The sequence below is a fragment of the Bacteroidia bacterium genome, from assembly GCA_025056095.1.
In the GTDB taxonomy this organism is placed as follows: Bacteria; Bacteroidota; Bacteroidia; order JANWVE01; family JANWVE01; genus JANWVE01.
In genome coordinates, this window is sequence record JANWVW010000001.1 from 34,348 (window position 1) to 51,766 (window position 17,419).

Annotated in this window: 13 protein-coding genes and 1 tRNA gene; 1 reads left to right on the forward strand and 13 read right to left on the reverse strand. The window is 36.3% G+C overall.

Annotated features, from left to right (window positions below; all coding sequences use genetic code 11):
* Positions 1–9: 9 nt before the first annotated feature.
* Genes NZ519_00140 through NZ519_00155 form a run of 4 tightly spaced genes read right to left on the reverse strand, consistent with a single transcriptional unit; the run spans position 10 to position 3,087 of the window.
* Positions 10–1,218 carry a hypothetical protein gene (locus tag NZ519_00140; protein MCS7027149.1) on the reverse strand — a complete coding sequence of 403 codons (1,209 nt, stop codon included), beginning with the start codon at positions 1,216–1,218 and terminating at the stop codon, positions 10–12.
* Entirely contained in the window at positions 1,160–1,918 is a 759-nt protein-coding gene (locus tag NZ519_00145) for an OmpA family protein (GenBank protein MCS7027150.1), read from the reverse strand. The genes NZ519_00140 and NZ519_00145 overlap by 59 nt, the downstream gene beginning before the upstream one ends.
* 31 nt (positions 1,919–1,949) lie before the next feature.
* Positions 1,950–2,441 carry a hypothetical protein gene (locus NZ519_00150; protein ID MCS7027151.1) on the reverse strand — a complete coding sequence of 164 codons (492 nt, stop codon included), beginning with the start codon at positions 2,439–2,441 and terminating at the stop codon, positions 1,950–1,952.
* Position 2,442: 1 nt separating this feature from the next.
* The gene (locus NZ519_00155) at positions 2,443–3,087 is read right to left on the reverse strand and encodes a LemA family protein (protein ID MCS7027152.1); all 645 of its coding nucleotides are present in this window, start codon (positions 3,085–3,087) and stop codon (positions 2,443–2,445) included.
* A gap of 215 nt (positions 3,088–3,302) precedes the next feature.
* On the opposite strand from NZ519_00155, the gene NZ519_00160 reads away from it, so the two are divergent.
* Positions 3,303–3,572, forward strand: a complete 270-nt coding sequence (locus NZ519_00160) for a hypothetical protein (GenBank protein ID MCS7027153.1) — start codon at positions 3,303–3,305, stop codon at positions 3,570–3,572.
* 170 nt (positions 3,573–3,742) lie between these two features.
* On the opposite strand, the gene NZ519_00165 is transcribed toward NZ519_00160, so the two are convergent.
* From NZ519_00165 to NZ519_00205, 9 genes are all read right to left on the reverse strand, one after another.
* Positions 3,743–3,816: transfer RNA gene (locus NZ519_00165), tRNA-Pro, on the reverse strand.
* Positions 3,817–3,893: 77 nt separating this feature from the next.
* Positions 3,894–4,355 carry a hypothetical protein gene (locus tag NZ519_00170; GenBank protein MCS7027154.1) on the reverse strand — a complete coding sequence of 154 codons (462 nt, stop codon included), beginning with the start codon at positions 4,353–4,355 and terminating at the stop codon, positions 3,894–3,896.
* A gap of 5 nt (positions 4,356–4,360) precedes the next feature.
* The gene (locus tag NZ519_00175) at positions 4,361–6,073 is read right to left on the reverse strand and encodes a SpoIIE family protein phosphatase (GenBank protein MCS7027155.1); all 1,713 of its coding nucleotides are present in this window, start codon (positions 6,071–6,073) and stop codon (positions 4,361–4,363) included.
* Between the two features lie 63 nt (positions 6,074–6,136).
* A complete protein-coding gene (locus NZ519_00180; protein MCS7027156.1) occupies positions 6,137–8,110 on the reverse strand; it encodes a TonB-dependent receptor plug domain-containing protein in 1,974 nt (657 codons plus the stop codon).
* An 11-nt stretch (positions 8,111–8,121) separates the two neighbouring features.
* Positions 8,122–9,900 (reverse strand): ABC transporter substrate-binding protein, encoded by a 1,779-nt coding sequence (locus NZ519_00185; GenBank protein ID MCS7027157.1) that lies wholly within the window; start codon positions 9,898–9,900, stop codon positions 8,122–8,124.
* A 412-nt stretch (positions 9,901–10,312) separates the two neighbouring features.
* Positions 10,313–10,558: a hypothetical protein gene (locus tag NZ519_00190; protein ID MCS7027158.1), complete on the reverse strand. Its 246-nt coding sequence runs from the start codon at positions 10,556–10,558 to the stop codon at positions 10,313–10,315.
* 314 nt (positions 10,559–10,872) lie between these two features.
* Positions 10,873–11,025 carry a hypothetical protein gene (locus NZ519_00195; protein ID MCS7027159.1) on the reverse strand — a complete coding sequence of 51 codons (153 nt, stop codon included), beginning with the start codon at positions 11,023–11,025 and terminating at the stop codon, positions 10,873–10,875.
* Between the two features lie 23 nt (positions 11,026–11,048).
* Entirely contained in the window at positions 11,049–17,129 is a 6,081-nt protein-coding gene (locus tag NZ519_00200) for an MG2 domain-containing protein (protein ID MCS7027160.1), read from the reverse strand.
* Positions 17,130–17,271: 142 nt separating this feature from the next.
* Positions 17,272–17,394: a hypothetical protein gene (locus NZ519_00205; protein MCS7027161.1), complete on the reverse strand. Its 123-nt coding sequence runs from the start codon at positions 17,392–17,394 to the stop codon at positions 17,272–17,274.
* Between the last annotated feature and the right edge of the window lie 25 nt (positions 17,395–17,419).

Sequence of the window (17,419 nt, forward strand, 5' to 3'; positions counted from 1 at the left end):
CTATCAATCCTAACGTACTTCAATCGTAATTTTATCTATTCTAAAGGAATAGCTTTTGGCGTTTTGAACTTGGTATAAAACATAAAGTCGCTGTGGAGACACACCTCGCTCTAAGATAATGCCTTTTAGATAAAAGTAAGTGGCTTCTGCTTGGGCTTTGAGTAGCTCTTTATCTTGGTTGCCCGATACAGCAATAGTGAAATAAGCATTTTTGCTAGGTAGTTCTTTGAGCTTATCGCCCACTTTCTCTAATTTTTGATGATTTTCTTGGCTTAAACTTAATTTTTCACTATACCGCAGCTCTACCGTGTTTCCTTTTATGCCCGATAAACCTACAATCTTAATTGGAACAGAAGTGTAGGAATTTTCTGGATCAGAAAACTCACTTTTGGGTAATTGTGTAGCTATCATACCCTTGCGAAGTTCGTCAGAAGGGGAGAAAGTGGGCTTTTTGTAAGATTTTTGTACCCACTGTGAGGGGGATAGTTGTATTCCTAAGCTTAATCCAAATAACCGGTCATTTTTTTTATGCGAACCTAACTGATAGATGTTATCCAAGTACCGCGTTTGCGGATTGAAGCTGATTGCTTCAACATTCAAGCTAGTGTAAGGATTAAGGTAGTAGCGATAGCCTATGAGAGTAGGAAGTACAAATGTTACGTTTGAATATGTTTCATTTTCAGCACGAGAGGTTCTGTCTTCTGAAAGAGAATTTCCATTCATATCCTTAGGGTTGAAAAACAGGATACCTGAACCTATACCAAAATACGCTGTTCCTTTTTTACGAGGCGTAAAACGATATAAAAACCGAATATCTACACTTGTAAAAGAGGTCTTAACAAAACGGTTGTATTTATCTTTAAGAGGATTAAAATGCATGTTTTGCCCTGTGATTGTGCCTGAGTTAAGGTTAATTTGAGGCATTATTTTTTTTCTCTTTTCAAATTGTAGGTTGAAACCAAAACCCAAGTTGAATTTTTCCCAAGTTTTGTTTAAATCCCCATGGTAAGTGAATCCCGAAGCAGAAAGCCCTACCTTAAAAGGATGTATAATGAGCGTATCTTTGAAGATTATATCAGGTTGTGCAAAAAGTGAGCTTGTACAAAGAAAAATTATTATATGACAGCAAAATATAATTTTGTGCACAGCAGCGTCAGTCTTAATTAAGAATTCTGTATTCAATTCTTCTATTTTTCTGTCTATTTTCTTCAGTGTCATTAGGGGCAATAGGTTGTGTATCCCCGTACCCCACAGCTTCAATTCGGCTGGGATGTATACCTTTTTTAACAAGATAGTTTTTAACAGCGATTGCTCTTTCTTGAGAGAGCTGCATATTTTTTTGGCTACTTCCTTGATTATCTGTATGTCCTTGAATTTCAATTCGTAAATCAGGATTTTTTCTCAAAAGTTCTACCACAGCGTCTAGGTCGTCGTAAGACTCGGGGCGTAAATTGGCAGACCCAGGATCAAAATGTACTCTTTTTAATACGATATGGTCTTTTGAATTATTATTTTCAGAACTGCTTTCTTTCAAGTATCTTGGGTTAAGTACAAAGTCTAAACGTAGCAACTGTAAGGGATCACTGTCAGAAGAGGTATATAATTCATAGTCTTCACCATCAAACTTGTATACTCTACCACCTGACTTTATTTCAAAATATAGGCGTCTATTTCTTGGTAATTTTACAGTAAATGTTCCATCTTGTTTAGCTTCTGCTGTGGCTACTAGAGCTTTGGTTATTACATCATAGAACATGATAGTACCTGACGTAGGCATGAAGTACTCATTTCGTAGTGAACCCTCTCCTTTATCATATAATACAGGTGATTTTTGAGCCGTAGTTTGGGCTTGCAGATTATAAAAGCCTACCAACCAAATTAACCCAAATATCAATAATCTCATATAATCATTTTTCATACTTATAAGCAAATTTTGTTCCGTGAATTTTTTATTTACGAATATCTAAATATAAAGTATTTTCTCTTTCAGCCCAAGTTAAGTCTATATAATACTTACCTCTAGCGCTCTCTACCTCCCAATACCTTTCTTTATCTTTACCCTTAGGATTGCCATATTTGTGTGTATAGTATCCAACAAGTTCATTATACAAATTTTCTGTATTTGTATAATTCCGCAGTACTATTTTAGCTCGGATATTTTTTACTTTTTCCTCTTGTTTATCATACTCTATGAAAAGCGTTTCATTTTCATTTAACTGAATTTGATACCTTAGCCCCAGCACGTCGTCTATTTCGGGCTTAATAGATTCTATCTTTTTTACGTTGCCAATGGGAGTGTCAAAATCAATTCCTCTAAAAATGCCGTGCTCTGAAGTTATAATTTTCTTGAATGTATCCGAGTACTCTACTTTGGATGCACAAGAGCAAAGCACAACCAACCCCCACAAACTACCTATAAGCACAAGTTTGACTGAATACATACTAAAACTTAATCGTAGGTGCTACATCTGAACCTTCTTTTGCCTTAAAGGGATTTTCCATTACCTCTTTACGATGAAAACCAAAAATAGCTGCGTAAATGTTATTAGGAAACTTACGAATATAAGTGTTGTACTTTTGTACTGCTTCATTGTATCTATTTACTTGGTTAATATAGTCATTTCGGGCTACTGTAATTCGGTTTTCTGTACCTTCTAATTGAGTTTGTAGATTCATAAACTGCTGGTTAGCTTTAAGTTCAGGATATTGGGCTACTATGGGCATTAACCAAGTGCCTATATTGTAACGGTTTTGCTTTTCTACATATTCTCTAACCGAGTTTGGATCTTCAGGATCGGCTTTTTTAATGCTCAAAATACCGCTTCGAGCGGCTTCAATGTTAGTGATAATTTCTTTTTCATATTTGGTATAACCCTTTACTGTTTCTACTAAATTCGGAATCAAGTCTGCTCTTCGCTGATACTGGTTTTCTACTTTTGACCATGCAGTTTTTACATTAGCTTTTTCTGTATTCATTTTTTCATCTTGCTCTACCAACGCATTATACTTGCTGCAACCGTTGAAAAGAAAACCTACTACCAATAAGCTGACAATACCCAGTATGATGAGTTTTACACTGTTTTTCATATTTAACAAAAGCAATTATACGAAATTTTGCATGCAAAGTTATACAACTTTTAAAAACCTTACAACGTACCAACTACAACTATCTTACTTTATCTATACATAAAAGTTTGTTAATACTGTGATGTAGTAGAATTGTAGTCCTTTGAGAGTAAAACCATGTTTTACCCAAAGTTATTTAGGCAGAAGTTGAATTTTAATTTTTTGGGCGTGCCCTTGTGGGCGTTTCGCTGCGCTCATGCCCACAAGGTCGGCGTGCTTCGGGCTTCGCTAACGCTTCGGTGCTGCGCTTCGCTGCGCACCGTGCTGACGCACGCCCTTCGCATGCCTCACGCAGGGAATCTCTGAAACCATCATTTCTCTGTGCGTTATGCAAGGTTTTAGTTTGTAAGTACTTGTACTTCAAGCTTAAACAAGGTAAAGATGTGATTGCACAGGTCATCTGCGTGAGGGGCATGGAGCATGCCGATAGGCAGTACGAAGCGTAGCGAAGTACCGAAGCGTTAGCGTAGTGCGGAATGCCCCGACCCTTGCGTCAGCAAGGGGCACGCCCAAAATAAAAAATAAAAAAAACTTCTTTCAAACCTGGTACAATAGCAGCATAAAAGCAGGTTTTTGTTAGGTAGGCTTAGCCGCCCATTAAGACTATTAGGTTTCGTCGGGATGGCGGGATTTGAACCCGCGACCTCTTGCACCCCAAGCAAGTGCGCTACCGGGCTGCGCCACATCCCGAACCTTTGCCCCGCAAAAATAAAACAAAGAATCAAAATATCAAAATATATCTTTTACCCATACTTGATTGACAAAAATCAGCTTGTTTGTTTAAGATATTCTTGTATTGTTTTCCAAGCTTGCCTTTTGAAGGCTACATTGTCTATCATTTGTGCCAAAGAAGGTATGCATCTTACTTTTTCAGCAGATATCCCTTGTTTTTTTAGCCATGTTTGTATAGTATCTGGAATTTGATTATCGGCATAAAAAACAAAAGTAGGAGGATGAAAAAAGGTAATTTCTGGATTCTGAATAATTTCTTGCGCGTTGAACACTGCTACCTGGTCAAGAGAGTACTTAAATCCATTCTGAATTATGACCTCAAAAAGCTCTTTGTGTGCCGCAGGAAGCCAATCAGGAATCACGTTCTTATAAGACAACAAGAATACTAAACTTGCCTTAGGATTGTACAAAGGATACTTAAAAGAAGATAATTGGCATGTTACAGGTCTTTTGTCAGGCAACAAAATTAAGGTATCATATTCAAATAAGGACAACATAGCTACTACAATGAAATACCTATAACTAACATATCGTCAGTTTGTGGAATATCTTTTCGCCATTCTAAAATATGTTTCTGAATACGTTCTAATTGCTGTTGTGCAGGTAAAGTATGAATACTCTCTAATAAGCTTGCTAATTGCTTACGAGAGAATTTTTTACCTTCTTCACCTCCAAATTGATCGGTAATTCCATCCGTGAACATGTATAGAATATCGTTAGAATTAAATTGGATTTCATAAGTAGTAAAGGTATATTCGTGTTGTCCGCCAATCGGCATTTTATCCGTTTTATGCTCATACATCTGTCCATTTTGAAAGATATATAGAATATGGTTAGCCCCTGAAAATTGTATATGCTTAGTTTTAAGGTTTATCCTGCATAGAGATATATCCATTCCATCTTGAATAAGTCCATATTCATCTGTGGGATTACTTTGCAAAGTTTTTCGGATAGCGTTGTGAAGTTCGGTAAGAATTTTACCTGTGTCGTAAATTCTGTACTCACTGACAATATTATGCAATAACATGCTTCCAATTAAAGACATGAAGGCACCTGGAACTCCATGCCCTGTACAATCTCCCGCAGCAATAAAAAAGTACTCTTCAGCTGGCAAAGCCCAATAAAAGTCCCCACTTACAATGTCTTTGGGAGAGAAAAATATAAAAGAATTAGGGATAAACTTTTGAATATCTACAACGCTAGGCATCACAGCAAACTGTATTCGCCTTGCATATCGAATACTGTCTTGAATATCTTTGTTTTGCTGTTCTATTACTTGGGTACGCTCTGCGATAACTTGCTCTAAGCCTTCGTACAAAAAAGCATTATCTAACATTGTAGCAGCTTGGTCTAAAAGTAGCTTGAGATAAGTAAGGTGTTCATTTGTAAAATAATCAGATTTTTTGGTTTTTTCTGCATATATGGTAGCAATAGTTTCGTTTTTATATACCATGGGATGAATAACCAAAGAAGCCACTCTGTTACTCTGTATGTAACTTTGATTTTTGTAGTCTGGTTTATAAACTGCGTTATTTTCTACAATAACTTTTTTTTCTTTGTAGGATTGTGTGATAATCTCATAAGGTAATTGAGTATCTTCCAAGTAAAGATGCTGCCCATTTTGTATAGAAATGTGTTTATTCAGATGACTTTGGTGAGCAGGAAATACAATACTTACTTTATCTAAGTCTAAGTAGGTAATAATTTCATTGATTAGTGCTTGAACTAACCTTGAAACTCTAACTTCTTGAGCTAACTGCGTAGTGGTTTTGTTGATACGTTCTAAAATCGCAACATGTTTGCTTAATTTTGAGTCTAAAAAGTAGCTTTTAACAGCTTCTTGTACAGTCAATTTAAGGTCTGTGGTATCCCAAGGTTTAGCAATATATCGGTATAAGTTAGCCTGGTTAATGGCATTAACTACAGAATTCATAGTAGCTTGACCTGTAAGTAGAATTTTGCGGGTATTAGGTATAATCCGATGTACTTCTTTCAATAACTCATCACCTTTCATGCCTGGCATAAGCTGGTCGGATATAAATGCAGGAATATCTCTATTCTGCGAAAGTAGATCTTGAACTAGTTCGAGTGCTTCTTCTCCACTTTCAGCGGGTTCAATAACGAATTCATCTCCCATTGCAAACTCTAGTTCTTTGGATAAGCTATCTAGTACAACTTTCTCGTCATCTACGCAAATAATAACAGGCTTGGACATACAGGGCAAAAATACAATAAAAATTAAACCTTGACTTGATTTTGCTATAAAACAAGATTTGTTTTAAATCTTGAACTTATAGATAATTCGGATTAAAAATTCTCTATTCAAAGCAGGCAGTGCATTTACTCCGCCGTTATAGGGTTGAATTAAGCGAAAGTTTTCATTGAATATATTGTATATACCTATACCTACTTCTAAACCTTGTATTTGAACAGGATTTTGGTAACTGACATACAAATTAGTTAAGAATACAGGTTTGTATTCCCCTACACTATCTATCCCGACATATCCATACCTTTGACTAAGAAATACCTGATTGATATTGACGTTAAATGACTTAGTAGGATGAAGATTAAGTTCTGTACATATTTTGTGTTGAGCATTTCCTAGTAAATAGCCTTTACGTTGCGGTACTTCAAACAAAGGCACTTTATTTTGTACATTGCGATAGTAGGAATAACTGAAAGTAACACTACCCCATTGCCGTTTAAATATGGTTTCTAACTCTGCACCTATATTGTCTGCTTCATCAAAGTTATAGTAGTATTCTGCAACAGTATCTGATGTATAGACAATAGGGTCCAATAGTCTTACATTAAAAACATTCAAACTTACATAAAAATTTTTATCAAATTTGTAGGTAGTACCTGCTTCAAAAGTATAAATTCTTTCAGGTTTAATAGTATTTTTATTCATTTCAGCTAGGCGAATATTTTCAATAACGGGTGAGCGAAATGCACCACTTGCCATCATTTTAAGAGTAAGTTTATCAAAGAAGGTTCGAGTGACAACTAATCTTGGACTTATAGCCCCTGCAAAGGCATTGTGCTTGTCGTAACGAAGTCCCACAGTAAAGTTAGCCCATTTAGTATGTACTGTTGCTTGTGCGAAACCTGCAAGATTGTAATAAAAAGCACTGTACGTACTATCTTTAAATAGTTCGTCTGGAGTAGAATGTTTATTTACTAGACAATAATCTTGATAACTGTCAAATCCCCACTGGAGGTTTATTTTCTCAGTTACGTTGTAGTTAAACAGTATATTTGGGTTGGTTCTGTATGCAGTTTTATCGTAGTGAAACGGAATAACTGCAGGAAGTTTAGGTTTTTGCCATGGAATATTTCTTTTTATGGTTAATGAGGGCAAGCATTCTAGTTTATCATTGAGTTTAAGCTTGTAAGAAGCTCTAGCATTAAAGCTATGAAATCTTACAGTTTGTGGTTCATCAGAATTACTTCCAAATATCACTCGGTCATATATAATGTAGTTATCAAATTGTGAAGAGAGTAGAAAGTTTTTGTATTCCAATTTAGCCGAAAGCATTGTGGGTACAATCGTACTGTTATTACCTTCGCCCATATCAAAAGTTTTGCCATAAAAGTCGGTAAAGTTCTCATTGCTCCGAACACTTCTCCCATACAAACCATGTAGACCTATATTTAATCCATTTTCCCATTTTTTTGTAATGTTCAGGTTACCATTTATACGACTAAGTCGATCGTAAAAGGTACCTGTTGTATTAGAAACGGTAACTAAGTTACCATCATTTCCATCTTTTGTAATGATGTTAATCACACATAATCCTGCATATCCACCATATAAAGCTGAACCTGGTCCTCTTATAATTTCTATACGTTTAATGGCTTGTATATCGTAGTGGTTACCAAATTGAGTAGTAGCGAACAAATTCTCATTTAGTTCAATGCCATCCCATAAAATAAGTACTTTGCCTTCATGTCCCCAAAAGCCTCTCATGCTTATTCCTACAACATTTTCTACATCATGCCCAAACTGTATACCTGGAATCATGTGGAGAACATCCAATAAGTCTCTTGCGCCTGAGTATTTTATTTCTTCTTGAGTAATAAAAGACACAATAGCAGGTGCTTCTAAAATCTTAGTTTTTTGTTTGTTAGTTACTTCTATAGTTGTGTTGAGCAGCTCTTCTATACTCATATCGAAAAACTGCTCGTCAGATTGGGCACATGCAGTTAGACCTAATAATAACAAATATTTTAGTACAAATCTTTTCATAAGCCAATACTTCATTTATATCTAACCAATTCCGTAGGTGTGTAGAAAGCCGCAGGATTAAATCCTGCAAAATAGGCTGATACAGGATAAGTATTTACATTTTGAAAGCGATTGTTAATTGCAATTTTAGATTGGGGCGACCAAAGCAGAATTAAAGGACTTTCTGCCATAATCATTTCTTGTAGCTGGTCATATAAATTTTTTTTACGAGCAGCATCCTTTTCTTTTAATATGTTTTCTATTAAATCATCTGAAGTGGCATTGCCAAAACCTGTATAGTTTGCAGGACTTTTTGTATGCCAAGAAGTATAAGGGTTAGTTATACCTATACCTTCGGTTACCTTACCTAAATATAAGTCAAAGTCTCTTTTGTTCAATTTTTCTGTTTGTTCAGGAATACTGCGTTCCGCAACATTCAGCTTAACACCTATTTGCTTAAAAGCCTCAGACAGATAGTGGGCAATTTTACGATAATCGTGATTACCTTCTACAATACTTAACTCTAACTCAATGTATCTTTTTTGGCTGCCTTCTATCTTATACCTAAATCCATCCTCATCTTGTTGATTATATCCTAATTTTGATACAATAGATATAGCTTGCTCAGGGTTAGGTTCTATGAGAGGTATTTTATCATTGTAGCCAATTTTCTTTTCAGGTATTCCTGGACAAGTCAATCTTCTACCATACTCGCGAGCAACTTTACTCAGAAAATAATCTACATCTACAGCTAAACACAGTGCTTTTCTGAATTCGCTGTTAGAAAGCAAGTTGTTTCTTTTAGTGTTAATCCCAATAAATAGATATTCCAAAGTGTTAGAAGTACAGAGCTTGTAATTGAAATACGAACTATTTGACTTTGCCATTTCTGCAAATTCTTTGGCAGGTAAGTCATATACGACATCGAGGTATTCAAGTGTAAGCATGTTTATGGTTAGTTTTAAGTCTTTTACTACCTTATATACAATCCTTTTCTGATTAGCCACAAATAGTTCGCCAGGTTCGCTATAATAATTATCTCCCCACCACACTTCCTTACGCTGTAGTACTAATTCCTCTGATGGATTACAAGAAGCAAAGTAATAAGCCCCTGATGAGCAAGCTTTATTAAACAAAACTTTTTTACTAAACTCCTCACTATTAAATTGTTCTGCAAACTTATTAATTTTAGGATTTTCCGCTAACTCTACAGTATCTCTATTTAGTTCAGATATAGAAAATTTATCCATTAAACCTTCTGGATCAAAAAGATGCTTTGGTAGTATCTTGAGCATTGCAATACTTTGATTAGGTTGATCGTATTTCACCTCAAATTTCTTGTTATTATTCTTATCCGCTTTGATATCCAAAACACCACGATAAAAATATCGCAATCTTGATGACTTAACCTTAGGATTTTTAATTACTTTTATAGTAAATTCAACATCCTCCGCAGTAATAGGTGTACCATCGCCCCATACTGCATCATTCCTAATTTCAAAGATCTGGCTTTTACCATCTTCACTACGAATAGGTAAGGAAGCTAAAAAGGGAATAACCTCTAATGTTTTCGGATTAACCCCATTCAAGCTTTGGAATACGAATTGGTTGATGTGCTGATTCTTGGGGCTTATGTTTATGATAGGATTGAGACATTCTATATCCGTAGAGTGACGTATAATCACCCAATCTCTAGGCTGTGTGAAACTTTCCTGTGCTAATAAAAAATTACCTTTATCACAAGATAAAATAATAACGACACAAGCACAAAGTAGCTGATAACTAATAAGTTCAAATAGAGCAGGCTTCATATAATTATGAATTATCTGTAATCTGTAGTTGCGGGTCAAATTTAAGAATAATTTTTAAAGTTGGAAAAACGCACAACAAAATATTACATTTTGTTTTCTCTTTTTTAACGTGAGTTCTGGATTGTAAAAAAAGTTTTTGGGGTATAAATAGCAATAAAATCAGATAAGATTTGGATAAATAAAAAAGAGCAATAAAACTACTCTTATGATAATAAACGAAATTGTTATCATTGGGCTGTTTATGGAAGCCGACGATTTTTGTAAAGATCTAGATGCATATAACGCTACTCACACTTTACAAAGTGCAAATATGCAAAATAATCAGAGTAAAAAGGCCGTGTTTAGTGGAACAACATAATTTTGGATAGAGGTCCTCATGATACCTGCCTTTTTTAGAAAAACAAGTAATCCTTCAAGCTAAACGCTTGTTTCTAACCTGTAAGCAAGTATTTACGCCCTCAATTTTTTTAGCGTAATGTTTGCCAACCCGATGATTCTCCTTTCTTTCCTCGCTAAATACCTTTACAAACGCTTTCAAATTATCCATGCAAAACTCATCTATCTGCATATCTTTCAGTTGCTCACACCCTATAACCGTATCCTCATTTCTCTTTTCTATCACGTAAGCTAGTACCTCATATACGCATACAATATCCATCGCTTACAGCGTTTCTTGCCTACGTAAGACCATAATTTTGGTCTAATCAAGACCTTTTTTGACTGCTCAATAAGCGTACACAACACTGTACCATGACTGACCTACTCTGTATCTCTTACCCCAAAGTATCTTGATTATCTACTTTTTAGCTATGGTATTAGCATCCTTATACTTGTAATCATTCTGAAAATTGTTTGCCACAGTTTTTACACAAAAAATTTTGTGCTTCATTTTTTGTAACCGTTTTTTACTAAGCAATGAGGACAAGTTACTTTCACTTATACTACAAAACTAAAAATTCATTCATTAACTCCTTAAAACACTATCATACATTCTAAACCACAACCAAAGTGTTTTTTGTAGGCTATTTTTTTGGGCGTGCCCCTTGCTGACGCAAGGGTCAGGGCATTCCGCACGTAGCCCGCAGCACGCCGACCTTGTGGGCATGAGCACAGCGAAACGCCCACAAGGACACGCCCAAAAAATTAACTTACTTAATCTCTACTTTTATACCTTCAGAATGACTGTTAAATTCAGGGGCATACATGCATTGTATGGTAGCTATTCCATTCTGAAATACGCCCCTATGTGCAGCTCGCAAAGGATATTCAAACACGTACGTACCTTTACGTAAATAATCCATAAAAAAGTGTGTGGCTATGTCCCGGGTACTTTCATAGTAGCCCAAACCCCCTTGATACTTGTACTGCGAAAGTACATTCATCGGTTCAAATCCTGCGGCACGCATATCTTTGAGATGTATGTACTCCATGTCCCTGTCTACCCTTAACTCTATCCTTACTTTGACTATATCCCCTACTTGAATAGGTGTATTTTCGGTAATGGGTTCCAATACTTTACCTCTGTCCGTATTCCGTTCAATGAATATCTGCTTTTTAAGTTTAAGAGGAGTTTCATGCGGTGTAACCTTATCCATTTGCTCAAAATATTGCCAATATACCGCGCCCCAAGCTACTCCCTCATCTTTTTTATGCACTGTGATGTTGCCCATGTCTGATTTAATATCACTTGCCTGCCACACAGTCTTGAAATAACCTGTACCTGCTTCTGCTTTTTCAGGTACTATGGTAAGACTACCCAAAGTAATTTCTACAAGCTCATCACTCAAAAGCTGATTAACGCCCCTGCGCAGCAAAGCATAACATGCTTCCACAGTAGCTTTGGTTGTTTTCCAATCATTAGTCTGTTTGTGTTTCAATAACCATACTTTAAGCTCTTCTACTGATTTTTGGTCATTCGTAATTTCATCAAAACACTCAATCATAAGGGCTTGCGTTTCAATAGGCGCTTGATACCAATAGTAACCTCCCGTGTTCTCTTTGAAATACATTCCCATCTCTTCGTGATAAATAGCATGTTCTTTAATGGACTTCATAATATCCAAAGCGAATTTGGGATTAGTTTGCGGTAAATATGCTTTTGTGTTGTTATGAGCAAAACGGTGCATACCTAAAGCTATCATACCTTTGAGCATGATGTTGCAACTTGTCCAATACTTTTCTACTTGCTTAACAAAATACTTGAAAGCTTCTTCATAATGGTTGTCCAACTTATATTCGGTGAAATAACTCCTTGTGTATAAGTAGTGTATAGCATAGTAGCTTAGGTGGTTATCATTGAGGTTCGTAGCATATTTTTTAATATTTTGATAATGTTCATGCATGCGGGCATCCATGTAAGGAACGGCTTTTTGAATAATAGTTTGTAGTTGTCCGTATTTTTCTACGTTTATGCCCAATACGTTCAAATGTCCGATTCCTGCAAGAATGTGCTGCGTTATCCAAGGATTGTCAGGCATACCTGGAAACCATGCAAAACCTCCGTTTGGCGTTTGCCGTTCTGCTAGGGTTTTGAGTGCTTTGCTAAGCTCATAGTTCATGCGATTGAGGTCAAAAAGAAGCGCAATTCGTTTTTTGCGTTCTGTTTCGTCCTTTCCCTCTAAAACCCAAGGGGTTTCCTCTAAAAGTGCATATTTAAGTTCTTGATTTTTTTCTAAATTAGACAGTAAAGCTTTACTATCAGGTTCATTTGCCCAACGGTCAAATACCGCTTTGATTTTAGGATGTGAATTAGCAATATGCGCAGCAATGCTATTCGCATAAAAACGGCTAAATATTTGTTCAGTGCATTCGTGTGGGAATTCCATCAAATAAGGTAGTGCCTGCACAGCGTACCACGCGGGATTAGAAGTAAATTCCAGAGTTAGTTTATGATTTCTAATCGTTGTAGAACCTGCATTTTGAGTAATGAGCTTATCAAAAGTGAATTTCTTTTTTTCTTTGCCCCGAATAGGTAGAGGTAGACTTTCTGTAACTAAAATTCTATCTGTAACCACAGGCGCAGTAGCTTCCTCGCCATCAGAAAATTCATTAGTAAGGGCTACTACTCGATGCGTAATAGCAGATGTACCGACAGGAATAACCATTCGCCAAGAAATACCTTTATTTTGTCCTGGGGCTATGGTAAAGTCTTGTTCTACATTAGAAATTTGGCAGAGCGATTCAATAGGTTTGAGTGTTAGGGCGTCAAAAAGGGCAATTTTTACCTTACCTGTGAGTGTTTTAGTGGATAAGTTTGTAATTTTGACGGGATACTCTATTATATCTGTTTCTCTGAAAAAGCGAGGTGCGTTAGGTTGAACCATCAGTTCTTTCTGTGTAATGACTTCATCGTACAAAAAGCCTACTTTAAGGTCTTGGGTATGGGCTAGTGCCATAAATTTCCACTTAGTCAATGCTTCGGGGATAGTAAAGCTAAGCACAAACTCCCCTTTCTCGTTCGTTTGGACTTGGGGATAAAAAAATGCTGTTTCATTAAAATTAGTGCGTATTTTCAATTCTGTCTGTTTTTTATTTTCCAGATCTTGGTCTTTGTCTTTTGAGGGAGCTTTTTCAACTTCATTATTACCATTAACAGGAATTTTTTCATTATCATCTAACTTACTGCCCACATCTGTTTCATTTGGAGCACCGTTGCGCTTAGGTGAATTAAAAGTTATAGAGTAAGCAGGTTCGGACATTTTCCCTTTTTTACTTCCTCTTTTGAGGTATAGATCTCTATATGTTTGGTAAAAGTATAAACCATAGTAGTTAATTTGGTCATCACTGAGAGAATAGCCATATACGTACTGGTACCAATGCTCTTGGAATGTACCTATGTGAGATAGTCCCAAACCATACTCATGAATCCCGTAATGGCTATCATAATTTGGGTATAAAGATAAGTTCCAATCATTTGGTTTGAATAGGTCTAAAGAAGCATCGTAAAGGTTGGCAAGTAATTCTGCCATTACTTTTTCTGCGTTTTTACCTGAAACGGTTAGTTTCCACTCTTCTTTTTGTCCAGGTTGTAGCTTGTTGCGAAAAGTGCTCCATTTGAGGGTAAGTTCTTTATTGTCCCAAGGTACAGAAATAAGAATTTTTTGATAGTAAAAACGATATTGGTGAATCATTGAAACATGTACCACTATCCCGCCGCGCATTTCTTCGGTAATGGGTATCTCAAGTAAGTGTTGAGATTGATTAAGCGTAATAAGTTGCTGTGATACAATAGACTCACGGTGTTCTACTTGAACTTGGACAAGGGCATCCGTTAGTGCAGAACCTATTAGAATTTTAGCTTTTTCGTTTGGTTGCACCTTTTGAGTGTAAACAGGAATACAGTAAAATATTTCTTGCTGAACGGCTTGTGTTTCTTTTGGGCTATAAAGGATAAATTCTTTTTCATAACGTATAGCTGTGCCATATTTATCTTGGGCTTCTACAATAAGCGCGTAATTGCCACTCGGCAAGTGAGCAGGTATGGACACGGTTTGATTAAGTTTATTTTCAACAGTAATGGCATTTTCGGGAAGTTTAATTTCATCTAAACGATATTGATGTTCATTTTGATAGGGGTCGTACGGAAAGGTAGAGTAAAATTCTTGTTTAGTAAGCAAAAAGTCTGTGGGAGTTTGCCATAACCGTTTGCGAAAGAGTTTTTCTTTTTTAGGTAAAGGTACAAAAGCGTATTTAATAAGTGTATTATGATGCTGTCCGTTAAGGTTTTCAGTAAAAATATGGATAGGTTCAAGTTTATCTCGGTCTATAATGTCGGGAATATCAGTAGATAGAGTAATGGCTGTATAGCCTGCTTTGATATTGACTTGTGTGCTGCGGGTTTCACCATTAAGGTCTGTAACGTCTACGTAAACTGTATAGGTAAAAATGGGGTTAAATTGTTTATCTATGGATTTATCGGGAATAGCTTCAAAAGTTATTTCTGCTTGACCTTTTTCATTAGTTTGAGTAATTCCGTGTGCAATTTCTTTTTTGGTTTTAGTTAGGTCTGGATATTCACCCCACCACCAGCACCAACGTGGATAACGGGCTTGCCGTACTACACGATACTGTACTTTGGCATTAGTAACGGCAGCTCCTGCATACGATTTAGCTTCGGCAACCACAGTAATTTTATCGCCTAAACGGTAGCTACTTGTAATAGGTAAAGTGTAGACCTCAAATTTAGGTCGTTTGTATTCTTCTACTGAAAAATACCGTTCTCCATTTCCATCTGTAATGTACATGTTTCCATTCAGTACGCCCATAGGTGCAGTAAAAGCACCGTGAACTGTACCATATTCGTTCGTGCGAAGGTCTAATTTGCTGACCAATTGATGATTAACATCATAAAAATATACCGTTACAGATTCATTTTGCCGAATTTGATATATTTCACTATTCGCAGGTTGATGTAAGCACAGTGCCTTAAAGTAAATAGTTTGCCCAGGGCGATAAAGGACACGGTCTGTAAAGAAAAAAGTTTGGTTACGGGCTAATTTATCCCCTTTACCAATGGCTAAATACAAAGCTTTGTCTGAAAAATAAGCATCATTTTGGTAGGTTACAAATAGTGAAACAGCATGATAAAAGTTTTCCATCCCTTCTATAGCAGCTATTCCTTCCGAATTAGTAGTCAAGGTCTTATACTTAACAAATTCATAGCGTCGAGTTTGGTAGTTATAGTCCTTGTAAAACACTTGTACAGTAGCTTGCGGAATAGGTTTGCCTGTTTGTGCGTGTAATACCCGTATAAGATTCTCGGCTTTTCTAGCTTTTGATATGCTCTGTGTAACGATAGAAAGGTTAGTTACCCAAAAAATGGCATATTTAATACAATTTTTACTTAAAGAAAAATCTTTTTCTGCACTAACTAAGATTGCGTAGCGCCCCAACTGCAAAGCAGGAATTTTAACTTCGGTAGAATGTATTTGGTAATCTTTTTGGTTTGCAAAAGGAATGTTCAAGGTAAAAGACTGAACAGGAGTTTGTTTGAGCAAAAACTTAATTATTTTTTCGGTTTCATACACATTTTCTTCATCAGGGTTTTTTGCACTGAAAGGATTAGTAGATAAAGAAACTATGCGAATATAGGTTTGAGCAAGGTTTTTAGCAGCAAGATAAATTTTGAACGGGCTATTAGGAGCTACTTGATGCTCTACTTGTATAATCATCTCAGGTTGTTGTAAAGCGTTCAGCGCAGCGGCACAATTTTTTACGCCTCTACAAGTAGAAGGATATTTTTGTATGACCTTTTCATAGATAGCTGCGGCTTGCTGTTCGGGATTAAGTCCATTTTTAGTTTTACCGTGCGTTTGTAAGTGCATTCCTATTTGATATTGAATTTGTGCAGCTTCGGGATGTGCGGCAAACTCTTCGCTAAGCTGCTGTAAAGTTTGTAAATAAGTTTCATCTTTATTTTCGTTAAATGTGATGCGATAAGCATACGATAAACGGCGTAAATTCCACTCTATAAAAGCAGAAGGGTCTTTGTCTTGAATATGAAAAGCAATCATTTCTTGATATAGCAGCAATGATTGATATCTAAGGCTTTCTTTATCAGGAGTGCTGAATTGAGTTTGAATAAAAGTTTTAGGAGTAGATAGTGCAGAAAGGTCAGTAACTTCAAATGCGTAAGTGGGTTCGGTGATAGCACGCTCTTCGTTTGTGAAATAGGATAAAGCTCTTTGGGTTAAAAAATCAAACAAGGTAGGGGCGTAGATATCATTTTCTTTGTAATGGTGGATAATTTCAGGGAAGTCCTTGACAAATACAGTTTTAAGTTTTTCTTTGTTTTGTAGGGATGCAAGGTATAGTTCTGTAATTTTATTTTGAAGCGTTTGTAAGTCCCATGTACGAATGTCGTTATCTTTTTGACCTTGAACAGGCGTACGATTGTAGAATAAATGCCGATTATTTTGGTAGTATTGCCAATAAAAATCAGCTAATATGCTCTGTAGGATGGGTTTAGCAGGAAATTCCGCTTTTTCTGTTTCTTTTTCAAACAAAGTAATACCGTTGATTAAGCCTTCTTCTTCCACTTGTGCATTAAACTTAACTACATGTATCAAGGCTTTGAGGTACTGACCTGTATGTTGTTCTTTTTTAGCTTTTTCAAGAATAATTTTTACGGTATCTAAGGCAGATTTAGGCAGACCTTTACTTTCAAACTTTTCTACGGAGTTCCATAGTTTTTCATAGTCATTTTGACTGAAAAGAGGAAATAATTTCATAATTAAGATAAAGATGATGAAATGACAGCGGTATTTCATAACAGGGTTTAATATCCAAATTTACGAAAAAGTAAATAAAATTTTTGATTTTGCTTAAAAATAATCATACTCAAGATAGTGGGGTTAAGTAAGCATTTAACAGTTAAATTTTTATTCTCATTTTGGGCGTGCCCCTCGCTAACGCTCGGGTCGGCGTGCTACGGGCTACGCTAGCGCTTCGGTGCTTCGCTGCGCTTCGCACCGTGCTAACGCACGCCCTCCGCATGCCTCACGCAAAAAGCCCCTGCAAA

Excerpts from the sequence above, each read along its gene's own strand:
- NZ519_00175 (MCS7027155.1), bottom strand. The coding sequence starts at position 6,073 with ATGTCCAAGCCTGTTATTATTTGCGTAGATGACGAGAAAGTTGTACTA.
- NZ519_00170 (MCS7027154.1), bottom strand. The coding sequence starts at position 4,355 with ATGTTGTCCTTATTTGAATATGATACCTTAATTTTGTTGCCTGACAAA.
- NZ519_00185 (MCS7027157.1), bottom strand. The coding sequence starts at position 9,900 with ATGAAGCCTGCTCTATTTGAACTTATTAGTTATCAGCTACTTTGTGCT.
- NZ519_00140 (MCS7027149.1), bottom strand. The coding sequence starts at position 1,218 with ATGACACTGAAGAAAATAGACAGAAAAATAGAAGAATTGAATACAGAA.
- NZ519_00190 (MCS7027158.1), bottom strand. The coding sequence starts at position 10,558 with ATGGATATTGTATGCGTATATGAGGTACTAGCTTACGTGATAGAAAAG.
- NZ519_00150 (MCS7027151.1), bottom strand. The coding sequence starts at position 2,441 with ATGTATTCAGTCAAACTTGTGCTTATAGGTAGTTTGTGGGGGTTGGTT.
- NZ519_00205 (MCS7027161.1), bottom strand. The coding sequence starts at position 17,394 with ATGCGGAGGGCGTGCGTTAGCACGGTGCGAAGCGCAGCGAAGCACCGA.
- NZ519_00145 (MCS7027150.1), bottom strand. The coding sequence starts at position 1,918 with ATGAAAAATGATTATATGAGATTATTGATATTTGGGTTAATTTGGTTG.
- NZ519_00180 (MCS7027156.1), bottom strand. The coding sequence starts at position 8,110 with ATGAAAAGATTTGTACTAAAATATTTGTTATTATTAGGTCTAACTGCA.
- NZ519_00155 (MCS7027152.1), bottom strand. The coding sequence starts at position 3,087 with ATGAAAAACAGTGTAAAACTCATCATACTGGGTATTGTCAGCTTATTG.
- NZ519_00200 (MCS7027160.1), bottom strand. The coding sequence starts at position 17,129 with ATGAAATTATTTCCTCTTTTCAGTCAAAATGACTATGAAAAACTATGG.